This window comes from Aquimarina sp. RZ0 (assembly GCF_008370685.1).
Classification (GTDB): Bacteria; Bacteroidota; Bacteroidia; order Flavobacteriales; family Flavobacteriaceae; genus Aquimarina.
The window spans coordinates 84,325-103,782 of the sequence record NZ_VTZU01000015.1; the positions used below are offsets into that span (position 1 = coordinate 84,325).

The following is a 19,458-nucleotide window of genomic DNA, read 5'->3' on the forward strand; positions in this document are numbered from 1 at the left end:
AAAAACTTTACTTGGTAAAGTACTATTAAGATCTTTGTCTTTTTATTTTTTTTATATTTTTAAAAATCCCATTGAGTATAACTGTAGCAAGTATAATAAGCGCTCCGTAATAAAATCCAGGGTTCATTTTTTCTGAGTCTCCAAAAATTAAAAATGCCAGTACAATCCCATAAACAGGTTCTAAATTAATCGTAAGCATTACTGTATAAGGACTTAAATACTTCATCACTTGTACCGAAGCAATAAAGGCATAGGCAGTACAGACGGATGCTAAAATGAGTAAATACCCCCAATCAGAAAGAGATAACTGAAAAAAAGATACTGAAAACCCTTGACTTTCACTCCCAAAAATTGTACTCCCTAATAAATAGATGGTTATAAAACCTACACCACTTAATAGTTCATAAAAAGAAATCATGGATGAATTGTATTGTTGGGCAATTTTACCATTGATAAGTGAAAACACAGAAGATAAGAAAGCAGAACAAATTGCATATATAATTCCTAAAAAGTAATCTCCTTCTACATTAAAGATAATATACAATCCTACAATTACCATCATCCCAAAAACAACCTCATACCAAATAAGCCTGCGTTTATAAAATATAGGTTCCAAAATAGAAGTAAAAAATGCCCCTGTAGATAGCACTGCCAGTGTAATTGACACATTCGCAACTTTAATGGCAGCAAAAAAAGTAATCCAATGCAATGATATTATTGCTCCGGCGATGCATAATGTAATTAGAAGTCTTTTTGATATTACAAGGGAAACTCTCTTTAATCTTACGAATATATAAATGAATCCCGATGCCATTAACATCCTATACCAAACAAGTGGTAATGCATCAATAGCTATTAATTCACCAAGAATAGCCGTAAATCCCCATACAAATACTATAAAGTGTAAATGTAAATAATTCTGAAACTTAACGCTTGGCATTATACAATAGATAAATAGCCAACATACCAAAAGTTACGTTGGGAAACCAAACTGCGACTAAGGGCGGAAAATCTGACTGATTAGCTAATGTTCCCAATACTTTATCAAAAAATATAAAAATAAATGCTAATGAAATTCCTACTGCAAGATTAATCCCCATTCCTCCTCTTCTTTTCATTGAAGACACAGCAACACCTATCACTGTCAAAATAAATGCTGAAATTGGGATACTCCAACGTTTATATGCAACGACCTTATATCGGTTGATATCAGAAGATCCTCTTTTGCTTTCTTTTTTTATAAACTTACTCAATTCCATATAATTAAGTGTCTCTGCCACATAACTCACAGAAGTAAATTCGTCTATATTAAACGGAAGCACTGTATCTTTTTTTTTAGCTTTTTCGATAATATCTTTATCCTCCAGTATGGTTCTTTTTACAAAATTACTTAATTCATACAGACTATCCTTTTCTATAAAAGTTATCTTTCTTGCCGAAATTTTGGTCACAAGTTTATTTCCGTCAAAATATTCTAACGTAAAATTAGTTGCTGATTTCTTAAGCGGTTTAAAATCATTAGCATATAAGAATATACTATCATTCAATTGTCTGTATACATTTCTGGTTTCCTGTACTTTTTTTCCTTTTTTCAGGTAAGAATATTTAAACTCATTAAACCCCTGACTTGCTCTGGGAGCCAAAAATAATCCCATTGCTAAAGCACCTAAACAAATCAGTATTGCACCAATCATATAGGGCCTCAAAAATCTCCAGAATGACACTCCAGAACTTAAGAAAGCAATGATTTCAGTTTTATTTGCCAACTTAGATGTAAACCAAATAACAGAAAGAAAAACAAAAAGTGGAAACAACAGGTTCGCAAAATAAACTGTAAAATCCAGATAGTATGTAACCACTGCTCCAAACGGAACTTTATGTTCTAAAATATTGTCAATCTTTTCTGAGAGATCTACAATAATACCTATTGGGATAAACAGAAGAATCATTGTAAAAAATGTTCCCAAATATCTTTTGAGTATGTACCAATCTAATATTTTCAAATTATAATCTTTTATCCATTTGTTTAACCATCTTATTTTTCCACGGGTAAAAATCTCCAGCTAAGATATGTTTTCTTGCTTCTCTAACCAACCATAAATAAAAACCTAGATTATGTATTGTTGCTATTTGTTTTCCCAACAATTCATTTACAGAAAAAAGATGTTTTAAATATGCTTTAGAATACTCAGTATCTACATAGGTAATCCCCATTTCGTCAATAGGCGAAAAATCATCTTCCCATTTTTTATTTTTCATATTTATCGTTCCATGAGCTGTAAAAAGCATCCCATTGCGGGCATTGCGGGTTGGCATCACACAATCAAACATATCAATACCTAATGCAATATTTTCTAATATATTAATAGGAGTACCTACTCCCATTAAGTATCTGGGCTTATCTTCTGGCAAAATTTCTGTTACTACTTCTGTCATTGCATACATCTCTTCTGCTGGTTCTCCAACCGAAAGACCACCAATGGCATTCCCCAGCGCTCCTGCATTTGCAATATATTCTGCGGATTGTTTTCTAAGGTCCTTGTATGTGCTTCCTTGTACAATTGGAAAAAAAGTCTGATCATATCCATACTTAACAGGTATTTTATCCAAATGTTGCATACATCGATCTAACCACCTATGCGTCATATGCATACTTCTTTTGGCATAATTATAATCACAGGGGTATGGAGTACACTCATCAAAAGCCATAATAATATCAGCTCCGATTGTTCTTTGTATTTCCATTACATTTTCTGGAGTAAAAACATGATAAGAGCCGTCTATATGAGACTTGAATTTAACACCTTCTTCTTTAATCTTTCGGTTTGCTGACAAAGAGTACACCTGATATCCGCCACTATCTGTAAGAATATTTCGATCCCAATTCATAAACTTATGTAATCCACCAGCTTTCTCTAATATCGGAGTCTGTGGTCTTAGATACAAATGATATGTATTTCCTAGAATAATATCAGGATTAATATCGTTTTTAAGCTCTCTTTGATGAACTCCTTTTACAGTCCCTACAGTACCGACGGGCATAAAAATGGGAGTCTCAATCACTCCATGATCAGTTGTAATTTTTCCTGCTCTGGCTTTACTTTGAGAATCAGTAGATAATAAGTCGAATTGCATATTTTATTTTTCGTAGAGCGCAAAGATAATTAATAAAACCACTTCCCTAAATGAAAGCTTTTGAAAAAGCTTTGTTATTACCTTTATATATTCATTAAAAGGTCTTCAGACATTTTGCCACCGTAATCAAAACCTGTATTTTTGCGCCTTAATCATTAAGTTAATTAGCATCGCAATGCCAAAAACACAACAATTAGAAGATTTTGTTACTCAAGTGCGTAGGGATATCTTGCGCCAGGTACACAAAGTAAACTCAGGACATCCGGGAGGCTCTCTAGGGTGCACAGAATTTTTCGTTGCACTATATCAAGAAATTCTGGAAAGAAAAGATGGTTTTGATATGAATGGAATTGAAGAAGACCTTTTCTTCTTATCTAATGGTCATATTTCTCCTGTTTTTTATAGCGTATTAGCCCGAAGCGGATATTTTCCGGTTGAAGAACTAAATACCTTTAGATTAATTAATAGTAGACTTCAGGGTCATCCGACAACCCATGAAGGACTGCCTGGGATACGTATTGCTTCTGGTTCTTTGGGTCAAGGAATGTCTGTAGCTATTGGAGCAGCACAAGCAAAAAAACTTAATAATGATACTCATCTTGTGTATAGCCTTCATGGAGATGGAGAATTACAAGAAGGTCAAATCTGGGAGGCTGCTATGTATGCTGCTGGGAAAAAAGTAGATAACTTAATCTCTACAATAGACCTTAATGGTCAGCAAATTGATGGATCTACAGATGATGTTCTGCCTTTAGGAAGTCTTCGCGCAAAGTTTGAAGCTTTTGGCTGGGATGTTATGGAAATTAAAGAAGGAAATAATATTACTGCTGTTATAGAAGGTCTTAAAGAAGCAAAAAGCAGAACGGGTAAAGGAAAACCTGTGTGTATATTAATGCATACTGTTATGGGTAATGGCGTAGATTTTATGATGCACACACACGCCTGGCATGGTAAAGCTCCTAGTGATGAGCAATTAGAAATAGGTTTGGCACAAAACCCGGAAACTTTAGGAGATTATTAAATTAGAAAAGATGAAAAAATATATAGATACAGGAAAAAAAGATACACGTTCAGGTTTTGGTGTCGGTCTTGAAGAACTTGGAAAGACTAATGAAAATGTTGTTGCATTGTGTGCAGATCTTATTGGTTCTTTAAAAATGGATGCTTTTATTGCTAATAATCCAGAGCGTTTCTTTCAGATTGGAATTGCAGAAGCTAATATGATGGGAATTGCTGCTGGTATGACAATTGGTGGCAAAATTCCTTTTACAGGTACATTTGCCAACTTTTCTACAGGTCGTGTTTATGATCAAATCCGTCAATCTATTGCCTACAGCGGAAAGAATGTGAAGATTTGTGCTTCTCACGCAGGGATTACCTTAGGTGAGGATGGTGCTACACACCAAATACTGGAAGATATCGGCTTAATGAAAATGTTACCTGGTATGGTTGTGATTAACCCTTGTGACTATAATCAAACAAAAGCTGCTACGCTTGCAATCGCAGCGTATGAAGGTCCTGTATATTTACGTTTTGGAAGACCTAAAGTAGCCAACTTTACTCCTGAAGATCAAAAATTTGAAATAGGCAAAGCCATTCTTCTTCAAGAAGGTACTGATGTTACTATTGTAGCTACAGGACACTTAGTATGGGAGGCTCTTATTGCTGCCGAAACTCTACAAGAAAAAGGTATTAGTGCTGAAGTAATTAATATACATACTATAAAACCACTGGATGACGAAGCTATCTTACATTCTGTAAAAAAAACAGGGTGTATTGTAACTGCAGAAGAGCATAACTTTTTAGGAGGATTAGGAGAAAGTGTTTCCCGAGTATTAAGTTTACACCACCCTACACCACAAGAGTTTATTGCCACGAATGATACCTTTGGGGAAAGCGGAACACCAGCGCAATTAATGGAGAAATACGGATTAAACGCAAAAGCGATTACAGCTGCAGCCCAAAAGGTTATACAAAGAAAATAATCAAATAGAATTTTAAGTCTATAAAAAGCCCTTGTATTAAAACACAAGGGGCTTTTTTTTATGCTTTAGAATAAATACATTCATATTCCGTTATAAAAAACACTGACAACAACCAAAAAAAGTATAATTATTTATTCATCTTTTAAAAAATCATTTAAAATGAAAAATGTTTTAATTTTTTTGATCTTATTCAATTCTTGTGCAATGATTGCTCAGAATAAAAGGGTTAATTTTGGAGTAAAAGCAGGCCTTAACTATGGAGACAATGGTAAAATTGAGTTTACTGATATCACCAACTCGGGAGAGAATTTATTGTCTGAAAATGCGAATGATAGAGTAGGCTATCATATCGGAGTCTATCTTAGAGGAAATATTACGGATAATCTATATATCAAGCCTGAATTGCAGTATACACAAAATAATAGCTCTTATGAGGTAAATAACTCAAAACTGGATTACGATATCAAGAAGTTAGATTTACCAATTCTGGTAGGAGTCTCTGTTTTTGGTCCCTTACATGTTTTTGGAGGTCCTTCTTTACAATATATTGTAAACAACGAGCTCGATGATGTGAGATTAGGAGATGTAAAAAACGAGTTTACTGTCGGTCTACAATTTGGTATAGGATTACAGTTAGGGCGTCTTAATGCTGATGTACGCTATGAACGCGGGCTGAGCGAGAATCAAGCTCAATCCATCGATGACAATATAGGGCAAAGTATCAGAGTGGATTCCAGACCTAATCAATTTATACTGAGCTTAGGGTTGGATTTATAATCTTTGTAATAGCTTATAAAAATGAAAACTCCGATGATTAGTCGGAGTTTTTTATTTTTATAAGTTAATGATTAATTTGTATCATTTCTAGAACCTTTATCATCTGGATCCAGATAATTAGGAATACCATCTCCATCTGTATCGTCGTTAGCAGGATCTCCATCTCCTATATCATTAGTAGGATCTCCATCCCCATCTCTATCTACTGTTAGATCTGTATCCGGTTCTAAATCCTCATTCACTGTTCTGGTTCCATCTCCATCATCATCTATATCAAGATAATTAGGTCTAACATCACTATCTGTATTATCATCCACTACCAATCGGTCATTATCTAAATCTTCTAAATATGAAGGGATACCATCATTATCATGATCAGCTTCATTCACTCCATACAACTGAATATTAAATATCAATGATTTATAAAAACCTATTCCTGTACCAGAAGGAGGAGCATTAAAATATGCTAATCCAGAAGGTATAAAAACAACCAGATTACCAAAATCGGTATTATAGTTTATGGTTCCATCACCATTTACATCTGGCATAGAAAAATTAGACGCTCCTTTAAAACCAACTAAGGCCTCTCTCCATCCCTCAATCACATTGACCTGATCAAACCATATAGGATTTACAGCACTATCAAAGACACGTCTGTCTGGATCATTATTATCTATTGTGTCTTTATCATCAATAACTCCATCTCCATCAGAATCCGGCTCATCTGGATTGGTATCTACATCTGCAAAATCAGCAATTCCATCCTCATCCTCATCTTCGCGAGTTACTTCTTCACCTTCTACGGTATCCACATCTGCTGCACCATCTCCATCTGCGTCTACATCTGCTGCATTGGGAATCCCATCTCCATCATCGTCTTGATTTTCATAAAACTGTTCTCCTCTGTACGTAACAAAGGTAGAGTCTGCAAAGGTAGGCTTGCGCTCTCCGGCTCCAACTGAAATTCCATCCATCACTCCATCTTGATTTTTCGTCAAATTCAAAATGTATAATGTATAATCAACTTCGAATCTAGTAATCACTTTGGTAGTCAAAAGACCAGAGTCCCATATAGAAGTTTGCTCACTATTCACTCCCGCAATCGTATCAATCTCCACTATCGGATAATCAGGATTCGCATCATTATCTACCAAATTGAAAAAATGTTTTTTAAGATACTCTTGTATTAATGGGTCTTCATTAGCCTGCTGTTCAGCAAAATCTCTGGGAGGCACTCTTTCAACCCCATCATCATCATCATCATTATTACACGCATATAAAAATGCCATAACCACTATCAGGGCATATATATATTTTCTTACATTCATCTATTTTACTTTTTTGAAGGTGCAAGATACAATTTTCTTGTACTTTTGTTTTACTATTATTAGAGATAAAACTCCTTTTTTCCATTTTTTATGAGAGTTGATAAATATTTATGGTGTATTCGATATTTCAAAACCCGAAGCATTGCTACAAAGGCTTGCAAAGACGGCAAAATAAGGGTGAATGGAGATTTAATAAAACCATCTCGCGAAGTTTACCCTACAGATAAGGTTACCGTTAGAAAAAATCAAATAAACTATGAACTCATAGTTTTAGATACTCCCAAGAGCCGGCTAGGAGCCAAACTAGTCGACATCTATCGTAAAGACGTTACTCCCAAAGAAGCGTTGCAAAAACTAGATCTTCTAAATTATTCCAAAGATTACTACCGAAAAAAAGGAACAGGCAGACCTACCAAAAAGGATCGAAGAGAAATTGATGATTGGTTTGAAGATCCTAATGACAATGATAGTGAAGAATAACAATCTATAAAACGCTTACGCAACATCTGTTAGTCTATGTTTTGTTTTTTTTAGAAACTACAGAAAACTATTATAATTTGATTTCTTATAGGATTGTATACCAAACTCTTTTTTATATTTGAAATTAATTAACTAGTATATAACTAAAATAATTTATGCAGGCTAAAGATAATATCATTCTTACTCACGAGCAGATTCAACATAAAATCAAAAGGATGGCGTATCAGATTTATGAAACCAATGTTGATGAAAAAGAGGTCATTCTTGCTGGTATTGCAGAGAATGGTTTTATTCTTGCACAACGCTTAAAAGTAATTCTAGAGGATATTTCTGGAATTATTGTTACGTTATGCAAGGTTACTATGGATAAACCCTCCCCCCAAAACACAGTAAAGACTTCGCTCTCTCCCTCAACATATGAGAACAAAGCTCTTATATTAGTAGATGATGTACTAAATTCGGGAACAGCATTGATTTATGGTGTAAAGCACTTTCTGGATGTACCACTTACACGTTTTAAAACCGTGGTATTGGTAAATCGAAATCATAAAAAATATCCTATCAAGGCCGATTTTAAAGGAATTTCGCTTTCGACATCCTCTCATGAACATGTGACTGTTACCTTTGGAGACAGGGATATTGCTATCTTAGAGTAAGACATTCTTAATTTCTTGTGCAATCTGATTAACTGTTTTACTATCAGTAGAAACTACATACTCAGCCTGATTATAATAAAAAGAACGTTCGAAGAGGTGTTTTCTGATAAAATCTTTAAGATCAGGTTTTTTATCTATATGTGCAATAAGTGGTCGTGCATGTCTTTCTACAAATAATCTATCAACTAATTCATCTAATGATGTTTTTAGGTAGATACTTTTGCAATGTACATTTTCTTTAATTAATTCTATATTTCCAGCAAAGCATGGAGTACCTCCGCCCAATGAAATTATAGTGTTTACAGATTCATTAAGTACTTTTTTGAGGTATTCTGATTCTTTTTTTCTAAAATATATCTCTCCTTTATCCTCAAAAATCTTTTTGATTGATTTTTCTTCTTGGGTTTCAAGATAATCATCCAAATCCAGATATTTCATATCTAATTCTGAAGCTAACTCCTTACCAATAGATGATTTACCACATCCCATATACCCCAATAAAATAATATTCATACAACAAAAATTAAGACTATTACTACCCAAAAAATAAGGCTTTCAAAATAAAATGTAAATTTATATTAAATTCTTCTTGAAAAATAAATTATTGATAGTATATTTGCACCCGCATTCAAGGAAAAAGAATGTATGACCTGGTAGCTCAGTTGGTAGAGCATCTCCCTTTTAAGGAGAGGGTCCTGGGTTCGAGCCCCAGCCCGGTCACAACAATAATTATTATAATGATAATAATTATGGCGTTCATAAAAATATTTGATAAATTGATGTATCAATGACCTGGTAGCTCAGTTGGTAGAGCATCTCCCTTTTAAGGAGAGGGTCCTGGGTTCGAGCCCCAGCCCGGTCACTAAACAAAAAAGTATCACAATTATCCTGTGGTACTTTTTTAGTTTTACAGTATATTGCAAACAAGCATCTTTATTTTGCCCAGGTGCTGGAATTGGTAGACAGGCATGGTTGAGGGCCATGTGTCCATTAGGGCGTGTGGGTTCGACTCCCATCCTGGGCACAATTATTGTTGTTTAGCCCTATAAAATATACGGGGTATATTTTTAGTGTATAGTTTAGTTGCTAAAAATAATTTAAACCTACACGAATTACCATATATTTCGAAAAAGAGAACTTTAGCAACTCTTAAAGCGATATAAGTACTACCTCACTAACCTAGCACCACCTCCTTATTTCTTCATAAAATTTATAGTATTCTTCAAATGATATAATATAGCTTACTACTTTGTATGGCTTCTAAAGAATCAAGCCTAATTGTTGTGTGTATGCAAATATTATATGAAGGTTACTGGTTTTTCAAAAACAAATCTGCAAATTACTACTATTTATTCCCTTTAATGAGTTTGAAATAATTTCTTCGTCTGCATAAAACTAAAGATCAAGGCAAAAGGAAATAAATCAAGGGGATTTGCCCTTAATTTTTTTTTAAAATGTTGTAAATTAGACGTATGCGATGTGTAGGACACATGTGCTATGTATCCTTGTTAAGCACAATACTAATGAATTCACTGGACAAATTTTGTAAAATACTTAGGAGTAGATCAATTGAAAACAAAAAATCTTTTCGAATATTGTTTAATAATCGGTTATACGATTTACGGGTGAGAATTTCGTAAAAATAATGGCAAGGATTTTTCGTTAGATTGATGAATCAAATTAAAGAATAGCCATAGCTATTGTTTCATTTTATGAAGAAAATATAGTAGAAAAAGAATGTCATTAGATGCGAAATTTTTATTCGTAAATCGTATGATATGGTAATTGCTTCCCAATCCTAAGACAAGAATTGGATTCTATGGTAAGAGTAATTTACTTACTAAATATTTCAGATTTAAATCGGAGAGAATCTTTTATCAAAAAAACTCTCAATGGAGAAAGATGGTCGTTCATTAACCGTAATAATAAAAAACAATATGTTACGGACAAAAATATGGTCGATTTAGCTAACAATCTAAATGGATGAACACAAAGTGTTTATAGATTTGGTTGTGCATTTATTCATTTGTCAAATTTCCACGATTACCAAACAGAAGACCCATTCCAATCCTTAACTGATATGGAAAAAGATGCTATAATTCATCAAATGAAATACTATCATTCTGCAAATCTGAATAGAGAATCTTCTTTGAGTAAAATCATTTTCTTCCTGCCGAATATTATGGATAAAATAAGTTCGAATTTTGAATGTGAAATAAAATCACTTGAAGAGAAAAAAATAATTACTAATTACTCTTGTAAAAATTGAATAAAAACGCACAGTACGAAATATTTGTAAAAATAATTATGAAACAATCTTTAATTCTTTCGATATCACTTCTTTTCCTTTCAACTTTTTATGTTACGGGACAAACCAAACAAGACTCTTTGGATATTAGACAAGTTGCTTTGGACTATATAGAATCGCAACACAATGCTAATCCTGAACAATTTGAAAGAGCAGCACATCCTAGAATGGTTAAAAGGACTTTTTGGACGCACAAAAAAACTGGAAAAGAATATTTGAGAGAATCTTTTACGGATTATATGATTTTACTTTCAAAAACTTATAATCAGGATGGCAAAAGATTTCCAAAAGATCCTAAAAAGGAAGTTATAATACTTGATGTTTTTGACAAAACAGCTTCGGTGAAACTTATTGCAGATGAATGGATTGATTATATGCACATAGTAAAACTGAATGAAAAATGGAAAGTTGTAAATGTATTATGGCAATTCAATGATTCTGAAAAACACTAAAAATGAACTACCCCGAGGCAGAGCCATCGGGGTAGTTCATTTTATAACAATCTTCCCTTCACACCTTCTTTATAATTGCAATATAGAAAAGAAAATTTCTTAGCTTTGGAAAAAACGAACTGAATAATTTTGTGAATTCTATTAATCAAATTATATACGCACACTATCGAAACATGAGCAATTTAATCAACCACCATACTAAGTTCATTTAGAAATTGTAGGTAATCAAAATGAATACAGTCAAAACATATCAAAAAATTAATTCTGAAAAGAAAAACGCAACCTTTGGTATATCAAAAATGGAAGACATTTATACCAAGAGAAATGGAAAATTTGATGAGCCCCATAGACACAATTACTACACAGTTCTTATCATTAATAAGGCTCTAGGGTTTCATAAAATTGACTTCATGTCATATAACTTATCCAATAAGCAAATTTTCTTTGTTGGACCTGGTCAAGTACATCAATTATTAGAATCTGAAAAATCATTAGGTTTTGTTATGACTTTTTCAAATCAATTTTTGATTGAAAATTCTATTTCAATGTCATTCATTGATGGATTAAACCTGTTTCAAAACTATGATCAAAACCCGCCTCTATTGCCTGATCAGGAACAATTTGATGCCATAGAAAATTTTACGAATCAAATTTTTGCATTATTTAATAGTGATGCCAAAATGAAGAATTTATCTATTGGTGCATTTTTAAAACTCTTACTAATAGAATGTAATAATATTTGTGAGATCAACCCAAATGATATAGATATGGGTGCAAGCGGTTATAATTTGATTAGAGCTTTCAAAACTGCGGTAGACAAAAATTACAAAAAAGAACACGCTACTTCATTCTATGCAAAAGCACTTCATATTACTCCAGACCACTTAAACCGAACAATCAAATCAAAAATAGGCAAAACAGCCAAAGAATATATTCAATCCAGAATAATAATAGAAGCTAAAAGATTGCTCTATTTTACAGATGCCTCAAATAAAGAAATAGGGTATGAATTAGGTTTTAATGAACCTGCAAATTTCAGTGCTTTTTTTAAGAAATGCACCCAATCTTCTCCTTCAAATTTCAGAAAAAACAAGATTAAGTCCTAAATATCGGATTTTCATAAGCTTCTTCCTATTTATCATATTCCACAGCTTTCTACTCTTTCTCATCTTTGCATCATATTTTTAAAGCAAAATATATGAAACGTAAAGAATTTATAAAAAAAGTAATATACACAGGAGTTATTAGCACTATAACTTCTCAAATACTTAAAGCAACTATCAGCAATCCTGCAAATTCTAACTACGATTCATTTATGCAAAAAGCAAGCTTTAATCATGTATCAAATAAAAATATTAATACCATGAATACAGTAGTTCACAAAGCAGAAACAAGAGGAAATGCAAATCACGGTTGGCTCAACTCACACCACACTTTCAGTTTTGCAAATTATCATAACCCTGAAAGAATGAATTTTGGTGTACTTCGTGTTTTAAACGACGACCGCGTACAAGCAGGTATGGGGTTTGGAACGCATCCGCACGACAATATGGAAATAATTTCAATTCCTTTGGAGGGTGACCTAGAACATAAGGACAGTATGGGAAATGTCACTGTTATCAAAGAAGGGGATGTACAGATAATGAGTGCAGGAACGGGGATTACTCACTCTGAATATAACAAAAATAAAGACAAGGAAGTAAAGTTTCTTCAAATCTGGGTGTTTCCTAAAGACAAAAATGTAACACCACGTTATGACCAGATTTCTATAAGAGACATTGAAAAAACGAATGAATTCTATCAGATTCTATCTCCTAACAAGGATGACCAGGGTGTATGGATTCATCAAGATGCCTGGTTTCATATTGGCAAATTTAACGCTGGAAAATCAGACGAGTATAAACTTCAAAAACCCGGAAATGGTATATATGCATTTATACTTGAAGGAGAAGTAGAAATACAAGGGGAATCTTTATCAAAAAGAGATGGAATAGGAGTTTGGAATACAGATTCGATCAGCGTAACGGCTACAGGTTTTGCCCGGGTATTATTAATGGAAGTCCCAATGAGTTTTTAATTTTAAAATAAATAATATGCAATTAATAAAGAATCTAAAATGGCGATACGCCACAAAGAAAATGGATGCTTCAAAAAAAGTATCACAACAGAATATTGAGTATATAAAGGAGTGCGTTCAATTATCCGCTTCCTCTTATGGCCTGCAACCTTACAAAGTTTTGGAAGTTGCAAATCCCGAATTAAGAGATGAACTAAAATCATTATCCTGGAATCAATCACAAATAACAGATGCTTCTCAGCTATTTGTATTCTGTAACTACATAAAAGTATCGGATAGTGATATAGATGACCTGATGCAACTAACATCAGAAATCAATGAAATAGAAATTGATGAAATTTCTGGCTATGGAGATTTTATTAAAGGAAAACTCAAAGAGAAATCAGAGACTGAAATGTTACATTGGACAGCCAGGCAAACATACATTGGATTATCTAATGCAATGAATGCTTGTGCAGAATTACAAATTGACTGCACTCCCATGGAAGGATTTGAACCGGAAGCGTACAATCAAAAATTAGGACTACAGGAGAAAGGATTAAATGCCTGTGTGTTATTGGCTGTTGGTTATCGTAGTCCTGAAGACGCTTCCCAAAAAGGAAAAAAAGTCAGAAAATCAACCGATACTATTTTTCAAACAATTTGATTTGGGGAAAATAACACCATTTTCCATATGAATTTACTGGAAAAAGCTCAATTATTCCTCTTATTCTTATTACAATATCAGAGTTATTGCAGAAAGTGTCTGGTCGGAAATAGGCGATTTTCATAATTTGAAAGATTTTTGATGAAAATTTGATTTTGCTGTATTTACGACCAAACACTTCTATATACACTCTTTGAGATGCAAAAACAATACACATTAATCGGATTAAATTTTGGATTGAATGCTCAGTCTATACCTATTGAGAACGATAATTATCATTACTATGGGTCAAATTTAAGCTAGAAAGCGTATCTACAAGTTGAAGGCAATGGGAGAATAACAAATTATGCCTCTGTAGCAACAACAAATAGAAATCTACACTTAAACTCACAGGAAGAGCAGGATATGTATCTTAATCATTATAGTTTAGGGAACACCTATATTAACCCAAGAGGTGGCAATGTTAGGACAGGAACCGATAACCCTGGTTCATGGAAATTGGCAATAAATGGAAAAATCATAGCAAAAGAAATAGTAGTAGAAACTGGTTGGTCTGACTTCGTCTTCTATACTGATTACAAATTACCATCACACTTATAGATGTTGAAAATTATATTCGGAAAAAAGGCCATTTAAAGGATATTCCTAGCGCCAAAGATGTAAAAGAAAATAGAATCTCCCTTGGAGAAATGAACTCAAAACTACTACAAAAGATTGAAGAACTAACATTATATACAATCCGGCAAGAGAAAAAATTAAACTCTCAGCTATCTGTAATAGAAAAAATTAAAAAAGAAAATCAAGAAGTAAAGTTATTGAACAAAAAGCTTGTTGAATTACAATCAAGATTAGAAAAACTGGCATCTAGATGATAAAAAGTTTAAACAATTTGTATAGTGCTTTTACCTGTTTCTATTAAGTAAACGAGATATAATACGATTTATAACTAAAAATTTCGCATATTCATCGTTTCTTTTTCCTTTCTACTTGGTTTAAAAAATAAACCGTAGCTATAGCTATGCTTGATTTTTTTGCCTTGCATAAAGAAAAAATAATTCAATGAATTTATACGAATTTTTTAATCACAAATCGTATAACATCATTTTTTATCCTTTGAATTTACTCGATAGTCGAGATTCAAATACTCTAAGGGTTATCTCAAGGTAGTTTACGGGAAAAATCTGTTGTTTTTTACTGATGTCAGCGAAGCAAGTGAAGAAAAATATTTTGAGTTAAAAAATAACTTAGGTTCAGTCTATATCGAACTTAGTCGATACGTAATAAAATACGGTTGCGCATCATTTCTAAAACAAAAATAACAAATTGAATGAATAATTTTAAATCAGACTTGATGCTAGCATAGCGTTAGCACTAAATGCCAACAAAAAACGAAGTGTATTTATTTCAAAGTATACATTACAAAATCTACTTTTTACGATGAGTAGACGGCTCTCCTCAAAATAGAGGAGAGTACGTCTCTCATACCACCATACGTATGGGGCCCGATATGGCGGTTATATTATCGAACTTATTCTGGCGATCGCGTATAATTTGATAACTTTTTTTCTTAGGGACTCTGTGTAATATTATAAAGTAAAAGTCATACCATTTTACTTTCTTTTGTTGGTTTTTTTAATTGTTTCTTGATAAGAAAAAAAGATTTCTATTTAGGCTCCAGCTTCCAGGTACGAACCCAATCTACACGCATTGTATTAACCGTATCATCATTCAATTCTTCTTTTTCTGGTAAGCCTCCCAACCAACATTCAGGACCAGTCCATAAATCCCAAATAATCTCCAGTTCTCTGGTAAAATCCTGTTGTGTTGTTACTTTTCCTGCCGGCTCTCCATTCAAATAAAACTGAACGGTTCTCGCATCAATCCACCAGGCACCTATAATATGATACGCTTCATTCCAGGTTTTACCCTTATTTGGATTTCTATCTGATAAAAATCTGGTATCATAATTATCTTCGTGTCTTTCTGTAATACTATTTTCAGCAATAAAATACTGAGAATTCATTTGTGTCGGGAACAACCATGGTGTCCAGGGGAAATCAGATGGTTTATTTGATTGATCTCTACATTCTGCCGTTGGATTAGAGTTATTTTCTACAATATCTATTTCATCTCGATTGTCGATATCTCCATTATTCAACCAAAATGTATTAAATGCAGATATGTGAGCCGTTTTCATACTGCACTCCGTATACATCGGGAAACTTATCTTTGCTGTCGAATGGACTCTGGCAGTTTGGAACCAACGTTCCGGATCATCACGCAAGGTTGCTTTTATATACAATTTACCATCTTCTACTCCAGAGTTTTCACTTCGCATCCAAACGGGGGTATTCCCATAATTCCAAAACGAATTAAACCATTTACTATCATCCCACACATCAAATTCATCGGACATTTCTTCTACTTTAACCCATTCCATGTCGGCTGGGGTTGTATCATCTATAGAGACAAAAGAAGGTAGGTTAGGATCAAGAGCTTCAAGATCAATATCCTCTACTACCGGTGGGGTTGGAGGATCTACTGAAGTCGTGTCATTATCATCATCAGAACTACACGACAGTAAAGCTACGCATAAGAAGCAAGCTAAAAATTTATACAATTTCATAATTTTTTTGAATATTTTTGTTATTATTTTAGTTAGTCGCACAAATTTCAATACTATTTCTTGTACGAATACATATTACACCTAAAAACCTAATAGATTTTTTTAATACACCATCATTTTAATACCTAATATCTAGTATAGCATTCCCTTTTTTGATACCTAAATACTAAGTATTAATCGAGTTTTAAGAGTTCTATTTTTCTAATATCCAGAGGATGACTTTCGCCTTGTAAAGCTACATAACCAGAAGTCAATTTTATTGAAGCTCCATCCGCTATAAGTTTTGCTGTGTGTGCATCTTTTTCGTCTAAAATAGCATCGGAATACTCTAGTACAAGTTCTCCATTTGCAAAATGTTTGAATACGCCATCATTTACTTCAACTTCTGCGGTTATCCATTCTCCTTTTTTAAAAGGCTTAGAATTTGATAACGTACAATGTTCTGTAATCAGCTCTTTATTAATTACAATATGCGTGCCAGGCGTACACACACTTCCTGTGGGTCTATCTTTAAATTTTTCTTCCTTAGCATTATCACTTGACAGCAACTGTGCTTCAATAGACGTTGGGAATGCCTGATCTAATTCCATTGTTTCAGGGGATTCACAATGAATCATGATTCCACTATTTAAGAAACCCCACCACGGACCTCCTTCTAATTGATCTCCAACAAATCTATATTCAACTTTGATTCTATAGTTCGTAAGTTTTTCGTTATAAAAAATATGGGCAAAGTCATTATCAAACTTATTATAATCATCATAAGACACTTTGAGCATACCATCTTCAACACGAAATGTGTTCTTATAATTTTGGCCAATTTTATGTCCGGCAACTTTGATAGTCCAATTCGTAAGATCTTTCCCGTTAAAAATCGGAACCCATTTTTCTTCTTTCTTTCTAGTAAGTGATAATGTAAGTAATGTTACCAATACCAATAAAACAAGAGTAGTTATGCTCTTCTTTCCCATTTTAGTCTTATTTATTACTCCTAAATATTATTAAAACACAAAAACTATATCGATTTCGTAACTTTATGATAATCTTTATAATTTTTTCATAAAATTAAACATTTTTTTCAATTGAAAAATATTATACCTTTTTATTTTTATTTTTAACTAATTTTTAAAATTTATGATTCTGAAAAAAAACAGCTCCATTTAATCAATTTTCATCATAATTTACTTCCTAAATATTCACTTTTCACAAAGAAATAAGAGATACACCAAAGAAGGAAATTTCAAATCAGGAACACTCAACAGGAGAAGAAAAAAAGAAAAAAACGCGGTATCTACTCTGACAGCAAGATGAGTTATATACACACTACACACAACTGTTTTTGAAGAAACGAAACAATCTCAAGGAAAGCATCAAAGCAAAACCCGGGTTGGTTAATTTTGCACCTGCTAATAGCTTACTATAACAATATTAGCCTTGATCCGTTAACAATGCCTTTATTAGTCAGTAATCACAAAGGTGTTTCCAAAACTGTTGTGTGACTTGTAAACATAAAAATTATGAAATGATCTACATTATAGTAAGATTCGCCACAAAAGTACATGATACACAAGAACAACAATTACAGAAAACTACTTGCAAATGTATATTGCAATTTGTAAAAAAGTAATCTAGCTTTACTAGTTAATCTACTTTATTATATGGTTCAGAGATTTATTAATTACCCGAACTCAATTTTCTTTTTATGAATATTTCAGCTTAGCTCACAAGACTTATTCGTTATCAAGAATCCACTTTATTGACTTTGATTCATTTAATTTCGGAAAAATTTGAGGTTTTTTTTGAGTAACCTTACCTGTAGCAGCCCATTCGGCTCCTCGTTGAAATGTTGTTATAAACCCAACACACTCCATAGAATAGTCAAAATGCCCTAGTGTACTATGAAAAATCCTACCTTTACCATAGTCGATCACCATCAGTATTGGTACATTTTTTCCTGTTCCTGGCAACACCGGTTTGTATGGTTGCTTATTTATTTCAGCATCCGAATATGCGGTAGCCAGTATAGTTGCATTCTCAAACGGCCCTCTCATACGGTCATAAAGTTCATCTTTTGCGTGAAGCCATTTTTCTGGCAACCCCTTTAGAATAGGATGATTGGGTTGTTGGTTCGTTATTACGAATTCATGTTCTTGTCCATGAGAACCACATACTCCGGGAGAAAAATCTTTTTGCACCTCTCCAGTTTCATCAACATATACAAATGCTCCTGAGGAAACATCTCTCCTACCCCAAGCTCCAAGCCCAATCATTGTATTATATGCTTCCCAGTCTCCCCAGGCATTGTTAGCCGAATGTATGACCACTAATCCTCCTCCTGCTTTCATGAATTTTTCGAAATCTCTTTTCATACGGTTAGACCACACAGGAGTAAAAGCTCCTAAATTTGAAACAATTAGGTCATATTTTTTAAAATCAATTTCAAAATCCGTAGTCTTTAAAGCCTCTTTGGTGACAGGTCTTAGTATTGAATCTACAGGGAATTCTGTAATAAAAAAATCATGTGGCTCTGGTCTATTCGGAAAATATTTAAATCCCTTCCAGATAGTATCTAATCTAGCGATAGACACTTCAAAAAGCCCTGTTTTTTCCAAATAGTCTTTCATCATTAATGAAGTTTTGGGCCATACATAATGATTGTTTGATCCATCCAGAATAAGTGCTTTTAGAGGTATTGAGGGCTTTTGCGCATGCACTGTAAAAGACAGTAACAACTGAATACATAGTATAAGTTTAACTTTAGGGGACCTCTATTAATTGGTTTTTAAAAATATTCTATATCTATTCTGCTATATTTTTACTTTCAAAAATGATCGTTATTTTTTCATTTCAACTCGATTTTGTGTAAGTTATTGTTTTATAGCTACTTGTTGTTTTTTACATCTCCCAATTAGACATAGTTATCCCATCTAACCTGCTTACTTGTTCATATCTAAAGAGATTATAGGTAAGGTTTACCAAACCTACAAA

19 protein-coding genes and 3 tRNA genes are annotated in these 19,458 nt (G+C 33.3%); 14 read left to right on the forward strand and 8 right to left on the reverse strand.

Translation table 11 applies throughout. From position 1 onward, the window contains the following. Positions 1-25 precede the first annotated feature (25 nt). Genes F0000_RS07725 through tgt form a run of 3 tightly spaced genes read right to left on the reverse strand, consistent with a single transcriptional unit; the run spans position 26 to position 3,135 of the window. A complete protein-coding gene (locus F0000_RS07725) occupies positions 26-940 on the reverse strand; it encodes a DMT family transporter (RefSeq protein ID WP_149624138.1) in 915 nt (304 codons plus the stop codon). After that, positions 927-2,003, reverse strand: coding sequence for an LptF/LptG family permease (locus tag F0000_RS07730; protein WP_149624139.1), 1,077 nt, complete (start codon positions 2,001-2,003; stop codon positions 927-929). Before F0000_RS07730 ends, F0000_RS07725 begins: the two co-directional genes overlap by 14 nt. Before the next feature lies 1 nt (position 2,004). Beyond that, positions 2,005-3,135, reverse strand: a complete 1,131-nt coding sequence (tgt, locus tag F0000_RS07735; protein ID WP_149624140.1) for a tRNA guanosine(34) transglycosylase Tgt — start codon at positions 3,133-3,135, stop codon at positions 2,005-2,007. Positions 3,136-3,310: 175 nt separating this feature from the next. Between tgt and F0000_RS07740 the strand changes: the two genes are divergently transcribed. The 3 genes from F0000_RS07740 (at position 3,311) to F0000_RS07750 (ending at position 5,897) form a co-directional block, all read left to right on the forward strand. Beyond that, complete coding sequence (locus tag F0000_RS07740) at positions 3,311-4,156, forward strand: transketolase (protein WP_149624141.1); 846 nt, start codon at positions 3,311-3,313, stop codon at positions 4,154-4,156. A gap of 10 nt (positions 4,157-4,166) precedes the next feature. Further along, positions 4,167-5,120 (forward strand): transketolase family protein, encoded by a 954-nt coding sequence (locus F0000_RS07745; protein ID WP_149624142.1) that lies wholly within the window; start codon positions 4,167-4,169, stop codon positions 5,118-5,120. A gap of 159 nt (positions 5,121-5,279) precedes the next feature. After that, entirely contained in the window at positions 5,280-5,897 is a 618-nt protein-coding gene (locus F0000_RS07750; RefSeq protein WP_149624143.1) for a porin family protein, read from the forward strand. A gap of 71 nt (positions 5,898-5,968) precedes the next feature. Here the strand turns inward: F0000_RS07750 and F0000_RS07755 are convergent, their stop codons facing one another. Further along, the gene (locus F0000_RS07755) at positions 5,969-7,225 is read right to left on the reverse strand and encodes an FKBP-type peptidyl-prolyl cis-trans isomerase (RefSeq protein ID WP_149624144.1); all 1,257 of its coding nucleotides are present in this window, start codon (positions 7,223-7,225) and stop codon (positions 5,969-5,971) included. Between the two features lie 90 nt (positions 7,226-7,315). Here F0000_RS07755 and F0000_RS07760 point away from each other — a divergent pair, with 90 nt between their 5' ends. Continuing rightward, a complete protein-coding gene (locus F0000_RS07760) occupies positions 7,316-7,705 on the forward strand; it encodes an RNA-binding S4 domain-containing protein (protein WP_149624145.1) in 390 nt (129 codons plus the stop codon). Positions 7,706-7,860: 155 nt separating this feature from the next. Then, positions 7,861-8,361, forward strand: coding sequence for a phosphoribosyltransferase family protein (locus tag F0000_RS07765; RefSeq protein ID WP_149624146.1), 501 nt, complete (start codon positions 7,861-7,863; stop codon positions 8,359-8,361). On the opposite strand, the gene F0000_RS07770 is transcribed toward F0000_RS07765, so the two are convergent. Continuing rightward, the gene (locus tag F0000_RS07770; protein ID WP_149624147.1) at positions 8,353-8,874 is read right to left on the reverse strand and encodes a shikimate kinase; all 522 of its coding nucleotides are present in this window, start codon (positions 8,872-8,874) and stop codon (positions 8,353-8,355) included. The genes F0000_RS07765 and F0000_RS07770 overlap by 9 nt on opposite strands. A gap of 134 nt (positions 8,875-9,008) precedes the next feature. Here F0000_RS07770 and F0000_RS07775 point away from each other — a divergent pair. From F0000_RS07775 to F0000_RS07815, 9 genes are all read left to right on the forward strand, one after another. Continuing rightward, positions 9,009-9,081, forward strand: a tRNA-Lys gene (locus F0000_RS07775). A 69-nt stretch (positions 9,082-9,150) separates the two neighbouring features. Next, a tRNA-Lys gene (locus F0000_RS07780) sits at positions 9,151-9,223 on the forward strand. A 78-nt stretch (positions 9,224-9,301) separates the two neighbouring features. Then, positions 9,302-9,385 (forward strand) — tRNA-Leu (locus F0000_RS07785). Positions 9,386-10,668: 1,283 nt separating this feature from the next. Continuing rightward, a complete protein-coding gene (locus F0000_RS07790) occupies positions 10,669-11,121 on the forward strand; it encodes a nuclear transport factor 2 family protein (protein ID WP_149624148.1) in 453 nt (150 codons plus the stop codon). Positions 11,122-11,351: 230 nt separating this feature from the next. Then, the gene (locus F0000_RS07795) at positions 11,352-12,227 is read left to right on the forward strand and encodes an AraC family transcriptional regulator (RefSeq protein WP_149624149.1); all 876 of its coding nucleotides are present in this window, start codon (positions 11,352-11,354) and stop codon (positions 12,225-12,227) included. 257 nt (positions 12,228-12,484) lie between these two features. Beyond that, the gene (locus tag F0000_RS07800; protein WP_149624159.1) at positions 12,485-13,198 is read left to right on the forward strand and encodes a pirin family protein; all 714 of its coding nucleotides are present in this window, start codon (positions 12,485-12,487) and stop codon (positions 13,196-13,198) included. Between the two features lie 16 nt (positions 13,199-13,214). Further along, entirely contained in the window at positions 13,215-13,844 is a 630-nt protein-coding gene (locus F0000_RS07805) for an NAD(P)H-dependent oxidoreductase (protein ID WP_149624150.1), read from the forward strand. Positions 13,845-14,249: 405 nt separating this feature from the next. Continuing rightward, the gene (locus F0000_RS07810) at positions 14,250-14,444 is read left to right on the forward strand and encodes a hypothetical protein (RefSeq protein WP_149624151.1); all 195 of its coding nucleotides are present in this window, start codon (positions 14,250-14,252) and stop codon (positions 14,442-14,444) included. Positions 14,445-14,533: 89 nt separating this feature from the next. Further along, entirely contained in the window at positions 14,534-14,716 is a 183-nt protein-coding gene (locus F0000_RS07815; RefSeq protein WP_149624152.1) for a hypothetical protein, read from the forward strand. Between the two features lie 791 nt (positions 14,717-15,507). Here F0000_RS07815 and F0000_RS07820 read toward each other — a convergent pair. The 3 genes from F0000_RS07820 to F0000_RS07830 form a co-directional block, all read right to left on the reverse strand. After that, complete coding sequence (locus F0000_RS07820) at positions 15,508-16,470, reverse strand: beta-agarase (RefSeq protein WP_149624153.1); 963 nt, start codon at positions 16,468-16,470, stop codon at positions 15,508-15,510. A 173-nt stretch (positions 16,471-16,643) separates the two neighbouring features. Beyond that, positions 16,644-17,441: a DUF1080 domain-containing protein gene (locus tag F0000_RS07825; RefSeq protein WP_149624154.1), complete on the reverse strand. Its 798-nt coding sequence runs from the start codon at positions 17,439-17,441 to the stop codon at positions 16,644-16,646. 759 nt (positions 17,442-18,200) lie between these two features. Beyond that, the gene (locus F0000_RS07830; protein ID WP_255452665.1) at positions 18,201-19,202 is read right to left on the reverse strand and encodes a ThuA domain-containing protein; all 1,002 of its coding nucleotides are present in this window, start codon (positions 19,200-19,202) and stop codon (positions 18,201-18,203) included. Positions 19,203-19,458: the final 256 nt, after the last annotated feature.